The following is a 20,037-nucleotide window of genomic DNA, read 5'->3' as shown; positions in this document are numbered from 1 at the left end:
TTTAAACTTCTATTACTGTCGCCCCTGTTCCCCCTTCTTCACTTCGAGCGATTTTGAAATCTTTAATTAGAGATGATTTTCTTAAATAATCCCAAATCCCCATAGCTAGTTTCCCAGTTCCTTTTCCGTGTATTATCCTTCCCTCTTTTATTCCAGAACTTATTAAATCCGAAATAAATTTTTCTATTTCGGGTATAGCTTCATTTACCGTATAACCTCTAATATCTAATTCGGATTTTACACTTTTCTTTTGATCTATTTTAACGTAAATCCTTTTTTCTTCACTTTTTTCTTTATCTGAGTTAATTACAGGCTCAATCTCCGTTGGACTATAAGTTATCTCTATCGGAGAACCATCAATCTGAACGGTTATCTTGGAGTTTGTAATCCTTTTTACTGTCCCCTGAATATTATTGGATGCTTTTACTTTCATTCCAACTTTTATCTTAGACTTTTCGATTTTTCGCCCTTTTTGATTTTGAGATAACGCTTTTCTCATCTCTTCAAGTTGTGAAGCCATATTTTCAGATTCTTTTAGTTTTTTGCTGATTTCTTGTGAATCGATTTGATCTTTTTTTTGCTTAATTTCTTTTAATACGGTTTGAATTTGGTTTCTCATATTTTTTATCTGTTCTTTAAGTTGATACAACTCGGGTTCAAGACTTTCTATCTCTTTTTTCTTTAGTTTTTGTAGTTTTTCTTCGTACTCCTTTTTCGTTTTATCGATTTCTTCTTCTTTTTTCTTGATCCTTTCTAAACTTTCTTCGTATTCATTGTGGATAGAAGTTAATCTACTTAGTATTTTTTCACTTTGTGAAAATTCTTCGTTGAGATTTATTTTACTTTCTTCTATAATTTTAGGGTCAATGCCCAATCTTTCGGCTATTTCAATGGCATGGGATGCTCCGGGTACGCCTACAATTAGTTTGTATGTAGGTTTAAGTGTTTCAATGTCAAAATACATAGAAGCGGCGAGTAGTTTTTCTTCTTCCAAAGAGAATGTTTTGATCTCAGACAGATGTGAAGTAGCAAATATTATGGGCCCTTTCATTAGCAGATACTTCAAAATAGCTTTGCTTAAGGCAGCTCCTTCAATGGGATCGGTTCCTGTTCCTAATTCATCTATCAAAACAAGCGACTTTTCATTGACACTTTCAAGTATATTTTTTAAATTCAACAAATGGGCAGAAAAAGTGCTTAGGTTTTGAGATATATCTTGTTGGTCTCCTATATCCGTGTAAATTTCTTCTATAAAAGGGATTTCAGCCTTTAAAGCTAAGACTGGTAAAGCAGAATGAGCCATAAAAAAAGCTAATCCAATTGATTTCAAAGAAACCGTTTTACCCCCTGTGTTGGGGCCCGTTATTATCATCCCGTTTTTATCGAGTTCTACATCTATGGGGACTATTTTTTCTTTTGGTATTAATGGATGTTTTAGTTCTTTGAGAAGAATCTTTTTAATAGTATGGGGTGTAGTGAATACTGCATTCATATCTTTGGCATATCTGGCTTTCGCTATATTGGCATCTATATATTCTATTATTTCTATATTTTTTTCTATTTTAAATTTGTTTTTTTGAAGTTCAAAGGTCAAATTTGAGAGTATCCTATTGATTTCGTTCTTCTCTTGTGAGAATAAATCTGTAAGCTTTTCGTTCAGTTCTATAATCGTATCTGGTTCTACAAACAAAGTAGCACCGGAATCGGATCTTCCAACGGTAATACCTTTTATAACATTTCTACTTTCACTCTTTAACGCTATGCATAATCTCCCGTTTCTTTCCACAGGCTGATCTAAAGAAAGGTATTTGATATACTTACTTTTTATCTTGTTGAATTCTATATTTAATTGACGTTTTACCGTGTCTATGCCGTTTCTTATTCTTTTTAATTCGATTGAGGCGTTATCTTTAATTTCTCCTTCAGGAGTAAAAACTTTAAAGATCTGATCTTTTAACTCAAGTAAAGGTTTGTAATCTGATATCTTATCAGTGAGTAGATCGTTTATACCGTTGTAATGTTTGTGGATGGCATAACCGTCTTGCAAAAACTCTCCAATCTTTCTGAATTCTCTACCTTCAACACTTTCTTTGTTGCCGATCTTTTCAATTATCGAAGGGATATAACTTAAACCGTACAAATCTTTTAATGTACCTTTAATCGCCATATCAAAAAAAACTCGAGAAATGTTCACTTCTCGGTCTAATTCTGTTAGATCTTTGTACATTTTTACATTTTTTGAAAAATAACCTTTCCCATAATCGGTATGACTATAGGTTGAAATTAAATTTAATATTTTTTCGATTTCCAAATCCTTGTAGGTTTTTTCTAAAATTTAAAACTCACTCCCAACGAGATTGGTAGATAATTAACGGTTAGACTTTCTTCTTCGTAGTACCGTGTCTCGTAACCAACAGACAGAGATAAATTGTTGTAGCTGATACCTCCATTAATAAGTATTTCCGTTTTAAAGGTTTTAAAATAGTCTTCCGTGTGTACGCCTCCGAAAGCGGTTACCAATAAATCTAAATTGCCAATTATATTGGTAGTATATTTCATATTCAAACCGAGAGAAATTCCAACATCTTCTACACTTTCCAAGCTCTCTAATAAATTGTAATTGTAGAAAAATCCCACATAGGGTCCATAAGAAATTTCTTCACTATCTTCGGTTGGAATTAAAAAAGAAATCCTTCCCCCTGTGTAATCTAAACTCTTTTGAATGTCTGTAGTACCTGTTGAATCAAGTGTGTAGGAGTATGACGGGGTTAGTAATAACTCAAAAGCATACGTGACAGTAGTTATGATAAAGAATATGGAAAGTACTAAAAAAAGTTTATTTTTTATCATTTTTTTACTCTCCCTTTTATTCATAAGATGATTGAGTTTTAACCTTGGAGATAATTTTTTCAAAGTTTTCCTTTATCGCTTTTATAGAAAGACCGCATTCGTCTAATTGTTCTTCTCTTGTTGCATGAGAAACAAACTCATCTTTCACACCAAATGAGTAAATTTTCTTATTTCTCAGTTTGAATATCTCTTCGTTGAAACCACCTTTCAAACTTCCCTCTTCATAAACAAAAATATATTCAGCCCTTTGTTCTAATATTTCCAAAAAGTATTCATTTAAAGGTTTGACACTTCGTACCCCGATTATATTAACGTCATAATCTTTAAGAGCATCATAAACATTTTGAGAGATAGTTCCAACGGCAAGGGCGTATATCCTAGAATCAGCCATTTTTAGATACTTCCACTCACCATCTACTATTTGAAGATTGTCGAGTATATTTTGTATTTCTATCGTTTCTCCATCTCTTGGAAATCTAATAAACCGAGGCTTTTTCAAACCCTTTATTACAGAAGTGTAAATCATATTAGCTAAATCTTGGGCGTTCAACGGCGTCCAGATTTCAACATTTGGAATTAACCTCGTATATGCTATATCAAAAACCCCATGATGAGTTGGACCATCTTCTCCAACCAAACCGGCCCTATCCAACAAAAATAGAACTGGGATCTTTTGTAAGGCTACATCATGAATAAGTGAATCAAACGCTCTTTGCATGAAAGTAGAGTAAATATCAACAACCGGCAAAACCCCACCTAAAGACAGAGCAGACGCCGTAGTGACTATACTTGGTTCGGTGATACCCATATCGATGACCTTGTCAGGGCATATTTCTTGAAGGACATTTAACCCAGTCCCATCGGACATAGCTCCCGTAAAAGCTAAAAACTCATAATCTTTTAAATGAGATAACGTATGCCCAACAATTTTACTGTAAGAGACTTTGTTCAGTTCTTTTTTGGATACGCCATGATATTTGGTGGGAGATTTCTCGGTTTCTTCGAAACCTTTGCCTTTGGTGGTAACAACATGCAGTATTACAGACTTCTCATCATAAGCTTTAATGAATTCTAAAAACTCTTCCATTTTTTTGATATCATGTCCATCGACGGGTCCATAATACTTGATTCCTAACTCTTCAAACAGCGATGCTGGAGTATCATAAATAGAGAATTTTAAAGCGTTTCTGACTTTCTTTAAAACTGATTCTACATCCTTACCCAAAGAAGAATCTTCTAAAGAACTCTTTAAAATTTCTTTTGCTTGGGTATATTCTTTTTTTATTCTAAAATTATTCAACAATTGGGAAATCGTTCCTACATTTTTTGAAATAGCCATGTTGTTATCGTTTAGAACTATTTTAACTTTTACATCTTGATAGTTCAACTGATTTAACGATTCAAGAGCCATCCCACAACCTAAGGCTCCATCTCCAATAACAGCAACTATATTCCTTTTCCTGTTTTTTATCTTATCAGATAGTGCATAACCCAAAGAAGCTGCTATGGAAGTCCCTGCATGCCCAGCACCGAATCTATCCGCTGGTGATTCGTAGATATTTGTGTACCCACTTATGCCACCTTTTTCACGTATGGTTTTGAAATCTTTCCAACGGCCCGTCAAAAGTTTGTGCACGTAAGATTGATGACTGGTATCCCAAATAATAACGTCTTCTATGGGGTCAAATATCCTGTACAATGCAATTGTTAATTCCACAACGCCCAAATTCGAAGCAAGATGACCATTGTTGTTGTATACAACGTTAAAAATATACTTTCGAATTTCTTGAGCTATTTCTTCTAATTCTTTGTAACTCATGTTCTTAAGTGCATTATACAGAGGAGTATTTTGTGAGGTCATACATGTCGTATAGATTTTAGTTACTTAAAATCTATACTTCCCCCCTTTCAATTTTATGGCTCTACATAATCGATGCTTGTGAACGTGCGATCTTATCCATAATTCCATTAACAAAAGCTGCGGCTTTTTGAGTCGCATAAGTTTTGGTTAACTCCGTTGATTCATTTAATATTACTTTGACGGGTATATCTTTTTTGTTTATTAGCTCGTAGATAAAAATTCTCATTACGGTTTTTTCAATGTTTCCTATTCTTTCTACGCGCCAACCCTCTGAGTATTTGTTGATCAACGCATCATACTCATTTTTATTTTTATAAATATCTTCAATGTATTGTTTAGCTTCCAAATAATAACTTTCTTCTAGATGCGCCTGTTCGTTTAATTTTTCAAAAGTGAATAATATGTTGTCTAATTTAACATCCTTTATGGATAGTTGGAAAAGACTTTCAAAAATTAACTTTCTCATCATCCTTTTTTTCGGTATGTTTTCATTCATTCTTGTCCTTTTGTTCGTCATCCTCCTTTTCACTTTCAGGGGATTCTTCATTTTCCAAAGTTTCTTCTTCCGTTTCTTCTATTTCTTCGTATTCTTCTTCCAACTCTTCTGGTTTTACAAGATTTTCGATGGATACGTCAATATTCGATACATAAACCTCCGCAATTTTTTCAAGATCGTCTTTAATCACTTTTTGAATATTTTTAGAAAATTCAACGATGTTTTGCCCGTATTTAGCAGGTACTTTTAACGAAATACTAACACTGGCGTCGTCATTAATTGTAATCTTTATACTTTTTTGCAAATCTTTTTGAATTTTCTCGTTATACACCTTTTGTTCCTTCAGATAACCTTCTACACTTTTGAAAACTAAATCTTTTAACACATTTTCTGAAATGCTTATTTCTCCAAAATCATTTTCCTCGTTCAAAGGCATTGTTTTTCCCTCCTTAAGATTAATATTTTACCTATTTTGTAATTATATCATAAATTAAAACATTTTTAACTGATTTTCCTGTGATTCATATTTTTTCTTGTTAATATTTTTAATTCTCTTCAACCTACTTTCCAAGTCAACTCTATTTGACAGTTGAGACAATATTTCTTTTGATCTTTCAATTATTTCTATGGGAAATCCTGCCAATCTTGCTATTTCTATACCGTAACTGTTGTCACTGGTGCCATCTTCAATTTTGTGTAAAAATATAACCCCATCCATAGTTTCTAAAACTTTTATCCTTTTTGCAGCAACTTCTTCGTATATATGTGACATATAAGTCAACTCAGTATAATGGGTAGCGAAGATTGTATTGCATCTTTTAACTTGAAATAAATATTCTGAGATTGCCCATGCAACAGAAATACCATCTAACGTACTCGTACCTCTTCCCACTTCATCAAGGAGGACAAGACTGTTATCCGTCGCTTTATTCAATATAGTTGAAACCTCTAACATCTCGACTAAAAAGGTTGATTTTCCACTGACTATATCGTCCCTTGCTCCAATTCTTGTAAATATACCATCATAAATAGGGATTTCAGCCTTTTCAGCGGGAACAAAGCAACCAATTTGTGCCATCACACTTATAAGCCCTATTTGTCTTATAAAAGTTGATTTTCCACTCATATTTGGACCTGTCAAAATTATATAAAATTTGTCTTCGCTTAAAAATAAGTCGTTAGGAGTAAATTCATCTACAAATCTTTCCACCACTGGATGTCTTGAGTTGATTATTTTGATTTCTTTGGAGTTTTGCACAAAAGTTGGCCTTTTGTAATTGTAAACTCTACTAACCTCTGCAAAAGACCTAAACACATCCAATTCAGCGATCTTATTGGATAGTTTTTCTATTTTATCTACGTATTGGCTTAGATGTGTCAATACCTTATCGTAAATATCTTTTTCAATAACCTTTATTTTCTCTTCTGATAATGCTAAGCGTTGTTCAACTTCCTCTAATTCTTTTATAGTGTACCTTTCCGTATTAACCAGCGTTTGTTTCCTAACGTAATCATCAGGAACTTTGGAGGACTGCGCTTTTGAAACTTCTATATAGAAACCATAGATCTTATTCCTTCCAACTTTCAAACTGCTAATCTTAGTTTTTTCTTTCTCCCTCTTTTCAATATCTTTCAAAACGCCATCTAAGTTATTAAATAGGTTCCTATACTCATCTAACTCTCCTGAAACACCTTCTTTAATTACTTTCCCGTTACCAGGAGCAATAGCAGGTTCTTCAATAATGGTATTTTCGATAAACTCTTTAGCTTCTTTAAGAACATCTACACCATCAAAAAAATCAGACAATCCTGGATTTGAAGTTAAAGATTCAATTATATAGGGAACCACTTCCAAAGAATCCTTTAAGGCTATAAGGTCTTTTGGGGTTGCCTTCATCAAAGAAATCCTGGAAGAGATCCTTTCGAGATCTTTTACAGATGCCAAATATTCTTTTAGTTCTTCCAATAAAAGAGGATCTTCAACTAAATGTTCGACTTTGTTCAACCTTTCTTCTATATTTTCTTTATCGGTCAAAGGAGTAAGGATGAATTCTCTCAATTTCCTATTCCCCATACTGGTTTTTGTTAATTTTAGAATGTCGTAAAGAGTTTTCCCCTTGTTTGAATTGGTGGGAAGAATACCAAGATTTTCTATAGTGTTGGAATCTAAAAACATGTATTTTTTTGTCTTAAATCTTTTTGGAAGTTTCATGTGTTTGATTTTTGAAAATTGTGTGACTTCTAAATACTTTAAAACGGCGTCGGCTACTTTTAATTCATCATCGTCGTAATCCAAATGATCAAGACTTAAAACTTCGTAGGTTTCTTTCAAATGGTCTTTGAAATTGTTTGAAAAGTACCATTCGTCCAATATTTCTACATAAATCTCGTTGGTTAAATTTTTTATCTTTTTTGATAGTTGTTCAAGTTCTTTAGATAACAAAATCTGTACCAAACCAAAAGAGGAAATAAAGTCCAATAGTTCATCCTCTTTGAAGTCAAATGAATCTAAATAGAAGTCACCGGTTGAAAAATCAAAAATAGCTATTTTGTACAAATTCCCATTTTTGGTAATCAAGGCGGCAAATCTGTTACTTTCTTCCAACATTCCTTCGTCTATGATGGTACCAGGCGTCAGTATTCTAGTTACTTTTCTATCGACTATACCTTTTGAACTTTGAGGATCCTCCATCTGTTCACATATAGCTACTTTATACCCAGCATCTAAAAGCCTTTTTAAATAGTTGTTTAAGGCATGGTATGGAATCCCTGCCATAGGATTACCATTTCTTTTCGTTAAGACAATTTGCAATATTTCACTGACTTTTTTGGCATCTTCAAAAAAAGTTTCATAAAAATCTCCGAGTCTAAAAAGTAAAATAGAGTCTTTATATTCTTCCTTTATCTTTAGATATTGCTTTATCATCGGAGTTAAGTCACTCATAATTGATCCTCCTCACATTCTTTGACGCCATGTTACCTTTTAACAATTGGTTTATTACTAATATATCATCTCTTTAATCAAAAGAAGGACGCATTATTTCAGGCGCCCTCTTTTGATTGAAAAGTTAATAAAATTTGGTTGGTGATAAATAAAACGGTGTTCCATTATTTTTCGTTGTTTTCTTTAGTGGTGGCTTCACTCTTGGTTGTTATAACTTTATCTATGAGACCATAGTTTAGAGCTTCTTGTGCATTCATAAAAAAGTCTCTCTCAGTATCTTTTTCTATTTTTTCTAAAGATTGTCCAGTATGTTTACTAAGTATGTTGTTTAGATCATCTTTTAATCTTAAAATTTCTCTAGCGTGTATTTGTATATCGATCGCTGTTCCTTCGGCGCCACCCCAAGGTTGATGTATCATTATTCTTGAATAAGGTAAAGAATACCTTTTACCTTTTGCACCAGCAGCCAATAATACCGCTCCCATAGAGGCAGCTTGACCTATACATATAGTTGAAATATCTGGCTTTACGTACTGCATCGTATCGTATATTCCTAATCCTGAGGTTACAGAACCTCCTGGAGAGTTTATGTATAAAAATATATCTTTGTCTGGATCCTGAGATTCTAGGAAGAGTAATTGGGCAATTATTACATTAGCCACATCATCGTTTATGGGTGTTCCTAAAAAAACTATTCTATCTTTCAACAATCTAGAATAGATATCATAAGCCCTTTCGTATCTTCCTTCAGTTTCTATAACTACCGGCATAGGTATTGACATAATTTATCGCCTTCCTTTCTTGATCTTTTCTATAATTTTTTTGGCTTCAAGTGTAGATAACACTATTTGACCGCTATCCATGTAAATAATCGATTTGACTGCTTTGCCATATGAAGCATCAATTAAACTGACAGAAGCAGTTAAAGGTGGAGGCAAATTTTCTAACTCGTTTGCATCTCCAAACTGAGTAACTACATCTATTCCATGATAAATCTTTTTTATTTTACTAAACTGAACAAAGGAATCTGGGACTATAGAATGAATCCTCTCTGTAGGCACAAAAACACCTTTTCCAACCGATATAAACATTCCTATCAATCTTCCTCTTCCATATGCTTTTTGCTAAATTAATTATACACAACAAATATTATTTTTTGATTAAATTATCCTTAATCGATATCAGCCGACTCGCTCAATTGATTTTTTATCTTTTCGTATTTTTCATCAATTTGTGCTTTTTCTTCCTTTAAGCCGACTAATTTTTCTCTTGCGTAGGTGAGTATATCCAACGCTTTTTTGTAAATTTCAAGGGCATTTTCAATGTCCAATTCGTCTTGCTTTTCATTTTGAAAGTAATCGTTGATACGTTCTAAGAGTTCTAATTGTTCTTTGAAGCTCAAGTTTTTAATTTCTTCCTCACTGAGTTTAATTATTTCTTCCATCCTTCTTATTCACCTCTTTCATTGAATTTCTTCTTGCTTTTAGAAACTTTAACCATGTTTAGCGCCCCTTCGCCCCGCAGCCCGCCCATCTAAAGTTATCCCCATTTTTGAATCTTTTCGATGCTAGATTCAGCTTCTCCATCTTTAAATATTAATTTAACCTCGTCTTTTGTTTGTAATTTTTCAACACTATCAATGATATCTTCGCCTTTTTTTACCAAAACTCCGTTATTTAAAAAAGCAGCAAAAGGACTCGACTTAGTGAGCTCTTGAAAAGTACTAAATAAAAGCCTTTCTGATACTTCGAACTTACTTTTCAACTCAGAAATAATTTCATTCGTTGTACTTATTATATTTTGATTGTAAGTTTTGATGCTATATTCTATGAATCTTTGAATATATAGTAATTTGTTTAAAGAGATTGATTTTTCACTACTTTCAATCATTTGATTAATCTTTCTATTAATGCTAAGTTGATCTTCGTCCAAAACTCTGAACATATTTATCAATTCTCTACCGAGGTAGTATTTAATGTTGTTAATTGTATTGAAAGAAAGTAAGTTCTCCATTTGGGAATAAACATTGGTAAAAGAATAGGTTATATTTTTTTCTAAAGTTTCTAGAGTATCTGCGAAATAGTTAATTTGGTTGACTATGTCTCTTGATACCTCTGTAGGTGTTGAATAGTTTTTCCAACTAACATAATCAGGGATTGTAGAATCTTGCTCGTGACCTATTCCTGTAAGAACAGGGATCTTTCTATTAAACTTTGCTATAAGAGAACCAAGTTCAAAATCATCAAAATACATCAGATCGCTTTTTGAACCGCCTCCTCTAATTATAACAACTACATCGTAATCGATGCTTGACTTTAAAATGGCAAACAAGGCTCTTTTGATTCCAGGCACTGTTTCTGCTCCCTGCATGGGGGCAGGGTATAGGTGTACAATAGGAATAAACCTAGAATGATTAATGTTTTTTTGAAAATCTCCAAAACCTGCGGCGGTTGGTGAAGTAATAACGGCTATCTTTTTTATTGGATCAAGTTCTATTAGTTCATGTTTCACTTTCCTCAAAAGGTTGCTCTTTTCCAGCTTTTCCAATATTTCTTTTTTCTTCTTTTCTATTTCAGAAGCACCTAAAGGTATTATTGATGAGCCTGATACTACATACTTAGCTTCTCTTTTCCAAAAATTAACAACCCCTTGAAACTTCCATCTTTTGTTGAAGAGTTCCCTTTCGTTGTCAATACTGCAATGTTCAAAAACATATGGAACAACAGTTTGGCTGAAAACAACTGTTATTGAATAATTGGAACTTCCCACCCTTTGAGAAAGTTCGACGTAGAGATCCCCTCTTTTGCTATACTTTGCATGAGTTACATCACCTATAACCTCGATCTCTTGTCTGTAAAGAGGAGAACTGCTGAATATACTGTTCAAATATTCTATCAACCCTTGTATACTTTCAAATTTAAATTCTTCTTGTTGGGAAAATAACAACGGTAAGCTCTCCTTTCACTTGATCTTTGGATTCAAAAAATTTTATCCCTTCAGAAATCTTCCCTTTAAAAAATTCTTGATACAGTTTCGTCATTTCTCGAGCAACGAGTACATCTATCTCTCCAAAAATTTCCAAAATCTCTTGCAAGGTTTTTTTTATTCTATTTGGAGATTCAAAAAAAACTATTGGATATTCGAACTCTTTTATCTCTCTCAAAAGTCTTCTCAATTTTTTATCCCGAGGTAAAAAACCTAAGAACAAAAACTTCGAAGCAGGGAATCCACTCACAGCTAAAGCAGAAGTTAAGGCTGAAGGGCCTGGCACCACATCTATTGGAATACCTTTTTCCCAACATCTTTGTACTAAGTTAAAGCCAGGATCTGCTAAAACAGGCATACCCGCATCTGATACTAAGGCTGTTATATTATGACTTTCAATCAAAGATAGAACTGTGTCCATAATCTTTTCTGAGTTTGCCTCGTTGAAAGTGAATAACTCCTTTTTGCCCAGTTCAAAATGATTTATCAATTTCAAGGTAACCCTTTTATCCTCCGTGAGTATCAAGTCAGCTTCTTTCAAGGTTTTTAAGGCTCTTAAAGAAATATCTTCTAAATTACCTATGGGTGTGCCAACTAGAATTAATTTTCCCATTTTGATTTTTCACATCCAATAATTTTGTTTAAATCGCATTGATGTTCTCCTGCAAAGTCGGAATTGTTGTATCCATCTAAATAAGTTAAGTCTTCCAATTTCCAGAAAATGTCGCCTAAAAAATCCATCAAGAACCTAGTTAAATCAACCTTTTTTCCCTTTTCTTCTATTTCTAGAAGATACATTATCTCCGAAAATTCTTTTTTATACCTTATACAATTATCAGGGTTTAACAACTCATCTACTACTATTTCCGGGTCTTTATTTAAAAGATATCTTTTTTTCATTACCATCCTTTGACTTTTTAAATTGTCAAAATCAATATCTTCTTCTTTTATAAACCCTTCTTCCTCTTCTCTAAGTCCTTTTTTTATTTCTTTTTTAAGATTTGTAGTCCACACTTTTTCGCCCTTTTTTATCTCTAACCGCGTTCTCAAACCATTTTTATCGTACCATTGAAGTATAAGCCATTCATCAAAGGCCTTTGTGACTAACTTTTTAAATGTATATTTATCGGGTATTCTATACTTTCTCTCATTCTCATATTTCAATGCAATCTCCTCTTTACTTAACTTGTATATATATAATTATACCATATCAACGCCATTTTCTTTGAACAACGCTCAAAATCTTGTTAAATATCCTTGAAAAAGAATTTTTAGGTTATAAAAAAGAGAAATTTCATAAATATTTTACTTTTATGAAAATAAGAAACTTGACAAAACCAAAATAACTCATTATAATTGACACGAATTTTATCAATGACCAACGTTCGGAAGATGATAAATTATGGCTAAGGAGGTAAACGAATATGACAAAGGATGAGTTGTTCGAAAAAGTAAAAGAAATAATCGTAGATACATTGAGTGTCGACGAGGATGAAGTTACGTTGGATGCCTCATTTACCGATGATTTAGACGCGGATTCTTTAGAGCTAGTGGATTTGACCATGGCTTTTGAGTCTGAATTCGGAGTAACGATAGAAGATGAAGAGTTAGAAAAAATCAAAACCGTTGAAAATGCGGTTAATTTATTATCTGAAAAATTGAACATCGACGATGAGGATTGAATTAATCACAAAAAGAGGGGAGCTTTCGCTCCCCCTTGTTTTTTAAAATATGGTAATTTTTTCTTAAAAAAGAGGTGAAAAATAATGGCTGAAAAATATATTATAGTAACTGGCGGCGTACTCAGTGGCATAGGAAAAGGAGTCGTTTCCGCTTCAATAGGAAGGCTTTTAAAAGAACTGGGATTAAAAGTCAATTCTTTGAAAATAGATCCCTATCTAAACGTAGATGCAGGAACTATGAATCCCAATCAACATGGAGAAGTTTTTGTGACAGAAGATGGTTACGAAGCAGACCTTGATTTGGGCCATTACGAGAGATTTTTAGGAATAGAGATGAAAAGTTTTAACAATATGACAGCTGGCCAAGTGTATAAATACGTTATAGAAAAAGAAAGGGAAGGAAAGTATTTAGGAGCCACCGTTCAGATGGTGCCTCACGTCACCGAAAGGATAAAGGAAAGGATCGAAGAGATAGATACAGAAGTCTTGCTCATTGAAATAGGGGGTACCGTTGGCGATATTGAAGGTGAAATATTTTTAGAGGCAGTAAGAGAGCTATCCTTTGAGAAAGGCCGAGAAAATTTTATGTTTATACATGTAACCTTTGTTCCCTATTTACATGTAACCAACGAGTTTAAAACCAAGCCAACCCAACAATCTATTCAACTTTTAAGAAGAATAGGAATCCAACCAGATATGCTTTTGGTAAGAACGGAAAAAGAGATAGATCTTTCCAGTCTTGAAAAAGTAGCTCTGTTTGGCGGCGTCCCTTTAGAGTACGTTGTCAACCTTCCTGATTTAGCCAATGTTTATGAAGTTCCTCAAATGCTGTATGAAAAGAATATTCATGCGCTTATCTCAAGTAAATTGAATCTGGAAATATCAAAAGAAGTAGGAGAATTAAGTTGGAAATGTCCCAAAACATTTAAAAACCTAAAAATTGCTATGATTTGCAAGTATTTAGGTACCGATGATGCCTACAAGAGCATAATGGAAAGTGTTTTTTTAAGTGGCACTAAAAGGCCCGATCTAATCAACTCCGAAGAACTGGAAGAAATGAATGAAGAGGAAATTAGAATACTTTTAAGTAAATACGAAGGTATAATTATCCCAGGTGGATTTGGATCAAGAGGAATAGAAGGAAAAATAAAGGCTATAAAATATGCTCGTGAAAATAATGTTCCTCTTTTAGGGATTTGTCTGGGTATGCAACTAATGGTCATTGAATATGCCAGAAATGTTTTCGACTACAAAGAAGCTAATTCTACAGAATTCGATGAAAATACTCCTTATCCTGTTATAGATTTGATGGAAGAACAAAAAAAGATGTTGAATTTGGGTGGTACTATGAGACTAGGCGCCCAAAAAATTGAAATATTTCCAAATACGAAACTTCACAAGATTTATGGAGAAAAAAATTCTGTCCTTGAAAGGCACAGACACCGTTATGAAGTCAATTACAAAGAGTTCGAAAATATGTTTGAAAAAGGAAAAAATGTTCCTAATAAACTTTCTATTTCAGCTATGACAGATTTCGTTGAAGCCATTGAATTGAATTCTCATCCTTTTTATATTGGCATTCAATACCATCCGGAATTTAAAACAAAAGTTGGAGATCCGCATCCTATCTTCAAAGCATTTATTGAAGCAATAGAACAAAATAAGTGAAAAGGGGGAAAATAAATGACTTTTTATGAATTATATTTACGTTCTTTTTATGATTCAAATGGTGACGGCCTGGGAGATTTACAGGGATTAAAACAAAAACTGGATTACCTTTGTGATTTGGGAGTTGATCATGTCTGGTTCTTACCAATTATGAAATCTCCAGCCTTTCATGGTTATACAGTCTCCAATTTTTTTGAGGTTAACCCTGTTTATGGGGATTTAAAAGATTTAAGAGAGACATTAAACGAGGGCCACAAAAAAGGTATCAAATTTATCCTTGATCTTCCCATTAATCACGTTGCAGTTACATCAGAATGGTTTCAACGCGCACTTAGGGGAGAAGAGCCCTACAAAAATTGGTTCATTTGGGCTAACGAGAAAGCTGATTTAGAAGAAAAAAGGCATTGGGATGAAAGTAAAATCTGGCAAAAGATAGGTGACAGATATTTTTACGGCATCTTCGGTCCTGCCTCTCCTGACCTTAATTTTGAAAGCAAAGAATTGTGGGAAGAGATAAAAAGGATCTTTAAATTCTGGTTAGACAATGGTTTTGATGGTTTTAGATTGGACGCTGCAAAACACATTTTTGATTTTGACATTGAAAAGATGAGATTCCATTACCAACATGAAAAAAATATCGAATTCTGGAAAGAGATGGTTAGCTATATAAAATCCATAAAAAACGATGCTTTAGTTATAAGTGAGGTCTGGGATGCACCGGAAATAGTAAGAAAGTACGAAGGAATATTCGATATAAGTTTTAATTTTCCTCTTGCAGAGGATTTAAAGATGACGCTAAAGAACGAATCACCTCAGGAACTAGTAGAAACATTGAAAAAATGTATGACAGAGTATCTACCAAATGGTAAGGTTCTATCTATGTCAGGTAATTTTTTAACTAATCACGATATGACAAGGATTCTGTCTGACTTAAAAGACGAGGAGAAAGTAAAGTTAGGTTTTTCAATTCTTTATACCCTTCCAGGGATTCCTTTTATCTACTATGGCGAGGAAACAGGAATGAAAGGCATACCCCTTGACGTTAATTTTACCGAAGACAGTCAAGAACCATTTCATTGGTACGAAAATGGTTTTGGACCTGGTCAAACGGAATGGAAAGGGTATAAATTCAACCCTCCATATTCGGGGGAATCTTTTGAAGAGCAGATAAACAAGAAAAATTCGATTTTAAATATCATAAAAAATTTGATTAGATTTAGAAAGTCTAACCCATGGATTGACGATGCACGGATCGAGATTTTGAATTTTGACCAAAATATGGTAAAATTAAGGTGTTATAGTCAATTAAATGAATTTATAGCTTATTATAACCTAAAATCTTCCAAATGCTCCGTTTTGCTTGAAAATGGAGAAGAATTATTGTCTATTGGAAACAATAAAGCAGCACAAGGTTATGTTGAACTTTCACCTTACGGTGTTTATTTAATCAAAAAAAGTTGAAGGGATTGTGGGGGTCCATTAGAGAGGTGATACAAAAATGCACAAAAAACGATACACTACTATTATAATGCTCTTAACGCTTTCGTTGGCAGCGTTCTCTTTATCCCCCTATGTAAATGTTAACAATCAAGAGGATGTCAAAGAAGATATAACTATTAAAACCGTTTTATTCGATTTTATTTCATCACAATACAAACTAGCAGTCGGGAAAGATATGCCACAAGATAGGTTGCAATTACTTGTTTCCTCCATTATGGAAGCTTCAAAAATCTTTGAAATATCCCCTTTGATGATAGCGGCAATAATAGACACTGAAACAAATTTCAAAAATATTATTGGCAGTTACGGAGAAGTAGGTTACATGCAGCTTAGACCATCAACCGCGCAGTTTGTTGTAAACAAATATTATGACCTTTTTGCAAGCTTGAATTATACTGAAACGAGTTTGGATTGGATTGAAGAAAGACTTTTATTAGATCCTAGGTACAACATACTTGTCGGGACAGCTTATTTGAAGTATTTGATGGAAACTCACGGCGATCCTTACAAAGCCCTAGGGTGGTACAATGGCGGCGGAAATGATTATTACGCAAATAAAGTAGTTTATAACATAAATAAGATTGCCATTAAATATCCCATTATTTAAAAAAGCTATCTGACTTTTGTTCAAACAATTTATTTGATTGACATTGTTGCAAAAATATGATAAAATTTTGTTAGTTGGTTTGATTATTTGTTATAAACGGGGTAAATATAATGTCTAATTTTAAAACGAACATCAATCCAAAAACATTGTTTAATTTAAATATTCATCATCATACATGGCGTGGCCGAGTTAACACATGCCATGTATGTTGTCATTTGTAAATCACTGCATACAAGGCTAAATGTAATAACCGGTCACGAGAAATCGTGACCGGTTTTTTATTTTTAAAATACAAAAGAAAGGGGTTTAAAATGAAAAAAGACATCTTTACTGAATCTCAAAAATTATCAAATATAGTTAACAAAATCAGAAGTGTACTAATTAAACATGATTTTTATGAACTGTTTCCACCCTCCATAACAAGGTATTCTGAAAATTTAATAAAGGGTCTGAAATTCGCTGATGGAAAAAATTTTTATCTTTTGAAACCTGATGTAACTTCCTGGCTGATCGACATGGATAAAGTAGAAGAAAAAGAAAAAGTATTTTACATATCGGAAGTTTTAGATGAAAATTTATCCGGTGTTTGGCAGTTTGGATTTGAAATATTAAATGGAGAAGAAGTCAAAATCGAAGAAGAAATTCTCCTTTTAACCATTGAAATTCTTTCACTGTTGGATATAAAAAATTTCTTTATAGACGTAAGTTCAATAAGGAGTTGGGAGAGAATTTTAAAAGCAGTTCCACAATACAGAGACAAAATTTTAAGGGCTGTTGAGTTGAGAAATTTTGAGATCATTGAAAACCTTCCATTGGACGAAGAAGTAAAAATCTCCATAGCAAATCTTTTCAATTACAGAGGAAAAGAAACAAACATTCCAAAATTAAACACAATAATTAAAAACATTAACGACCCAAGAATATATATCGATCTTGGAACAATGAAATACATGAATTACTATGAAGATGTTGTATTTGAAATTTATTCACCGGATAATGGTTACCTTTTAGGCAACGGTGGTCAATACAAGATAAACGGCAAATATTCGTGTGGAATGGCTTTAAATTTGGATATTATAGGGGAGATGATGAGATGACAACAATATCAGCCGCATTGCCATCAGGAAGATTGCTGGAAGACAGTAAGGCTTTTCTAAAAAAGATAGGTATAAATGTTAAAGAACCTGCGAAGAGAGAACTTATATCATATGAAAATGGTTATGCCTTTTATTTTCCAAGAGCTTTTGATGTTCCTGTATACGTAGAAAATGGAGTAGACATTGGGATATGCGGAAGTGATGTTGTCCTTGAAAGAAACAATGAAGTGTATATTCCATTAGAACTACCTTTTGGTAAATGTAGAATGAGTATCATCTTACCAGAAAACAGAGAAATATCTTTTCAAAATATGGAAGGATACAAAATAGCGACCAAATACCCTGAAATTACAAAAAATTTCTTTTCTGAAAAGGGTTTAAAGGTGAAGATACTCAAGTTAAATGGAGCGGTAGAATTGGCAGCAAAAACCGGTATAGCGGATGCCATAGTAGATATTGTTGATACGGGAAACACGATAAAAGCAAACAATTTAAAAGAGTCATACAAGATAATGGATATCTCCGCAGTACTCTTGGTAAACAGGATAACCCAAAAAACAAAGTTCGATTTTATAAACGATTTAATAAATAAGGCAAAGAAATATAAAAACGGAACAAAAGAACTCTGAGCAAATTCTAGAGTCTATAAAGACGGTGCAAAAAATCGAAGGAGGGAAAAACAATGGAATTGCAGAGCTATGTTTCACAGATATTAGACGACATAAAAAACAACGGAATGCTTGCAGTAAAAAAGTATTCAAAACAATTCGATAATTATGATGGTGATTTAGAATTAAAAGTTGAAGAATGGGATATCGACGAAGTAATCCCAATGCAAGATAAAGAAATTATAGAAAGAACGATTCAAAGGTTAGAGGATTACCATCTAAAACAAAAAACAGAAGATATCTTGTATTCCAATGAATATAACTCAACCTACGGACTGATTAATAGACCCATAAACAGGATAGGTATTTATGTTCCTGGAGGTAAACCTCTACCTTCAAGTTTGTTGATGGTCGCCATTCCAGCAAAAATTGCAGGTGTAAAAGAAATGTTAATCACATCTTCTCCAAAAGACGGTGTGGTAAACCCTTACATTATCTATATAGCAAAAAAGTTAGGAATAAAAGAAATTTACAAAATTGGTGGAATCCAAGCAATAGCCGCTATGACATACGGCATCGGCATGAAGAAGGTAGATAAAATATTTGGTCCCGGAAATCAATATGTGAATGAAGCAAAACGACAGGTGTTTGGGGAAGTTGGGATAGACAGTTTGGCAGGACCATCAGAAATCTGTGTGATAGCCGATGAGACAGCAAAACCAGAATACATTCTAAACGACTTACTTTCCCAACTTGAACATGGTTATGAATCTAGAGCTTTCTTGGTCACTACTTCAAAAGAATTATACGAATATTGCGAAAGAGAAGGGATAGATAGATACCTTTTCAAAAGTATAGAAGATTGTGCTGCTAAAACTAATGAAATAGCACCTGAACACTTAGAGATAATGACAAAAGATCCTGAATCTGTACTACCACTCATACAAAATGCTGGGGCTATTTATTTGGGAGATTACACACCTGTACCGGCAGCGGATTATTTCTTGGGAGTTAACCACGTACTGCCAACGGGTGGTGCGGCACGTTTCTCCTCCGTTTTGAACTTATCAGATTTTACAAAAAAAATATCCGTTGCAAAAGTGAGTAAAGACGAGTTGTTAAAAGAGAGATACTTAGGTATAAGAATGGCGGAAATCGAGGGTATGTACCAACACAAAAAGTCTATGGAGGTGAGGAAATGAGAAGAAAAACTGACGAAACGGACATAGAAATAAATTATTCTAAGGAATTATTTGTTGATACCGGGGATCCTGTGTTAAACCATTTATTGAAAACCCTATTCTACTACATGGGAAAGAATGTAATTATCAAGGCAAAGTTCGATCTTAACCACCATTTATGGGAAGATATGGGTATAACAATCGGCCAATTTTTAAAGAATGAAGTGGAAGGCAAGAAGATAAAAAGGTTTGGAACCTCCATCCTACCAATGGACGACGCCCTTATTCTCGTTTCGATTGATATTTCAAGATCCTATACAAACATAGATATCGACATAAAAGATGCTGAAAAAGGGTTTGAATTAGGTAACTTCAAAGAATTAATTCTGGGGTTATCAAGGTATTTACAATCAACTATCCATATTAAGCAAATAAATGGTGAAAACGCTCATCATATAATTGAAGCTTCTTTCAAGGCATTGGGTAGCGCTTTAAAAACGGCCCTTGAACCAAGTGACAAACTCGAAAGTACAAATAGAGTTTACGAAGTATAGAGGT

19 protein-coding genes and 1 pseudogene are annotated in these 20,037 nt (G+C 33.5%); 8 read left to right on the top strand and 12 right to left on the bottom strand.

Features of this window, described 5'->3' with window-relative positions; translation table 11 throughout:
- Window position 1 precedes the first annotated feature (1 nt).
- From BZ25_RS09490 to BZ25_RS09435, 12 genes are all read right to left on the bottom strand, one after another.
- Window positions 2-2,335 (bottom strand): endonuclease MutS2, encoded by a 2,334-nt coding sequence (locus tag BZ25_RS09490; protein WP_121515016.1) that lies wholly within the window; start codon window positions 2,333-2,335, stop codon window positions 2-4.
- Entirely contained in the window at window positions 2,329-2,850 is a 522-nt protein-coding gene (locus BZ25_RS09485; RefSeq protein ID WP_121515017.1) for a hypothetical protein, read from the bottom strand. Before BZ25_RS09485 ends, BZ25_RS09490 begins: the two co-directional genes overlap by 7 nt.
- Before the next feature lie 16 nt (window positions 2,851-2,866).
- Window positions 2,867-4,711 (bottom strand): 1-deoxy-D-xylulose-5-phosphate synthase, encoded by a 1,845-nt coding sequence (gene dxs / locus BZ25_RS09480; RefSeq protein ID WP_121515018.1) that lies wholly within the window; start codon window positions 4,709-4,711, stop codon window positions 2,867-2,869.
- A gap of 61 nt (window positions 4,712-4,772) precedes the next feature.
- On the bottom strand, window positions 4,773-5,228 hold the full coding sequence (gene nusB, locus BZ25_RS09475; RefSeq protein WP_012208827.1) for a transcription antitermination factor NusB: 456 nt from the start codon (window positions 5,226-5,228) through the stop codon (window positions 4,773-4,775).
- Window positions 5,200-5,643 (bottom strand): Asp23/Gls24 family envelope stress response protein, encoded by a 444-nt coding sequence (locus BZ25_RS09470; RefSeq protein ID WP_121515019.1) that lies wholly within the window; start codon window positions 5,641-5,643, stop codon window positions 5,200-5,202. Before BZ25_RS09470 ends, nusB begins: the two co-directional genes overlap by 29 nt.
- Window positions 5,644-5,697: 54 nt before the next feature.
- The gene (gene mutS / locus BZ25_RS09465) at window positions 5,698-8,151 is read right to left on the bottom strand and encodes a DNA mismatch repair protein MutS (protein ID WP_121515020.1); all 2,454 of its coding nucleotides are present in this window, start codon (window positions 8,149-8,151) and stop codon (window positions 5,698-5,700) included.
- A 164-nt stretch (window positions 8,152-8,315) separates the two neighbouring features.
- Window positions 8,316-8,933 carry an ATP-dependent Clp endopeptidase proteolytic subunit ClpP gene (clpP, locus tag BZ25_RS09460; protein ID WP_103065505.1) on the bottom strand — a complete coding sequence of 206 codons (618 nt, stop codon included), beginning with the start codon at window positions 8,931-8,933 and terminating at the stop codon, window positions 8,316-8,318.
- A 3-nt stretch (window positions 8,934-8,936) separates the two neighbouring features.
- Window positions 8,937-9,242 (bottom strand): extracellular matrix/biofilm biosynthesis regulator RemA family protein, encoded by a 306-nt coding sequence (locus tag BZ25_RS09455; protein WP_233186707.1) that lies wholly within the window; start codon window positions 9,240-9,242, stop codon window positions 8,937-8,939.
- Window positions 9,243-9,322: 80 nt separating this feature from the next.
- Complete coding sequence (locus tag BZ25_RS09450) at window positions 9,323-9,595, bottom strand: hypothetical protein (RefSeq protein WP_103065507.1); 273 nt, start codon at window positions 9,593-9,595, stop codon at window positions 9,323-9,325.
- A gap of 95 nt (window positions 9,596-9,690) precedes the next feature.
- Complete coding sequence (gene xseA, locus BZ25_RS09445; protein WP_121515021.1) at window positions 9,691-11,097, bottom strand: exodeoxyribonuclease VII large subunit; 1,407 nt, start codon at window positions 11,095-11,097, stop codon at window positions 9,691-9,693.
- The gene (gene rsmI, locus BZ25_RS09440; protein WP_103065509.1) at window positions 11,069-11,749 is read right to left on the bottom strand and encodes a 16S rRNA (cytidine(1402)-2'-O)-methyltransferase; all 681 of its coding nucleotides are present in this window, start codon (window positions 11,747-11,749) and stop codon (window positions 11,069-11,071) included. The genes xseA and rsmI overlap by 29 nt, the downstream gene beginning before the upstream one ends.
- Window positions 11,737-12,300, bottom strand: a complete 564-nt coding sequence (locus tag BZ25_RS09435; protein ID WP_103065510.1) for a hypothetical protein — start codon at window positions 12,298-12,300, stop codon at window positions 11,737-11,739. The genes rsmI and BZ25_RS09435 overlap by 13 nt, the downstream gene beginning before the upstream one ends.
- Before the next feature lie 260 nt (window positions 12,301-12,560).
- Between BZ25_RS09435 and acpP the strand changes: the two genes are divergently transcribed.
- The 8 genes and pseudogenes from acpP to hisB all read left to right on the top strand — a co-directional run bounded on the left by acpP (window position 12,561) and on the right by hisB (window position 20,033).
- Complete coding sequence (gene acpP, locus BZ25_RS09430; RefSeq protein WP_012208836.1) at window positions 12,561-12,818, top strand: acyl carrier protein; 258 nt, start codon at window positions 12,561-12,563, stop codon at window positions 12,816-12,818.
- Between the two features lie 84 nt (window positions 12,819-12,902).
- A complete protein-coding gene (locus BZ25_RS09425; RefSeq protein ID WP_103065511.1) occupies window positions 12,903-14,486 on the top strand; it encodes a CTP synthase in 1,584 nt (527 codons plus the stop codon).
- A gap of 15 nt (window positions 14,487-14,501) precedes the next feature.
- Complete coding sequence (locus tag BZ25_RS09420; protein ID WP_103065512.1) at window positions 14,502-15,947, top strand: alpha-amylase family glycosyl hydrolase; 1,446 nt, start codon at window positions 14,502-14,504, stop codon at window positions 15,945-15,947.
- A 37-nt stretch (window positions 15,948-15,984) separates the two neighbouring features.
- Entirely contained in the window at window positions 15,985-16,593 is a 609-nt protein-coding gene (locus tag BZ25_RS09415) for a transglycosylase SLT domain-containing protein (RefSeq protein WP_012208838.1), read from the top strand.
- A gap of 311 nt (window positions 16,594-16,904) precedes the next feature.
- A complete protein-coding gene (locus tag BZ25_RS09410; protein WP_121515022.1) occupies window positions 16,905-17,690 on the top strand; it encodes an ATP phosphoribosyltransferase regulatory subunit in 786 nt (261 codons plus the stop codon).
- On the top strand, window positions 17,687-18,319 hold the full coding sequence (gene hisG, locus BZ25_RS09405; RefSeq protein WP_121515023.1) for an ATP phosphoribosyltransferase: 633 nt from the start codon (window positions 17,687-17,689) through the stop codon (window positions 18,317-18,319). Before BZ25_RS09410 ends, hisG begins: the two co-directional genes overlap by 4 nt.
- 50 nt (window positions 18,320-18,369) lie before the next feature.
- A pseudogene (gene hisD, locus BZ25_RS09400) lies at window positions 18,370-19,500 on the top strand (histidinol dehydrogenase); the annotation flags it as partial.
- On the top strand, window positions 19,497-20,033 hold the full coding sequence (hisB, locus tag BZ25_RS09395) for an imidazoleglycerol-phosphate dehydratase HisB (protein WP_103065516.1): 537 nt from the start codon (window positions 19,497-19,499) through the stop codon (window positions 20,031-20,033). The pseudogene hisD and the gene hisB, both read left to right, overlap by 4 nt.
- The last annotated feature ends 4 nt before the right edge of the window (window positions 20,034-20,037 follow it).

Source organism: Petrotoga sp. Shatin.DS.tank11.9.2.9.3 (assembly GCF_003665005.1).
GTDB classification, from domain to species: domain Bacteria; phylum Thermotogota; class Thermotogae; order Petrotogales; family Petrotogaceae; genus Petrotoga; species Petrotoga mobilis.
This window is presented reverse-complemented; position numbering and strand designations above follow the sequence as displayed.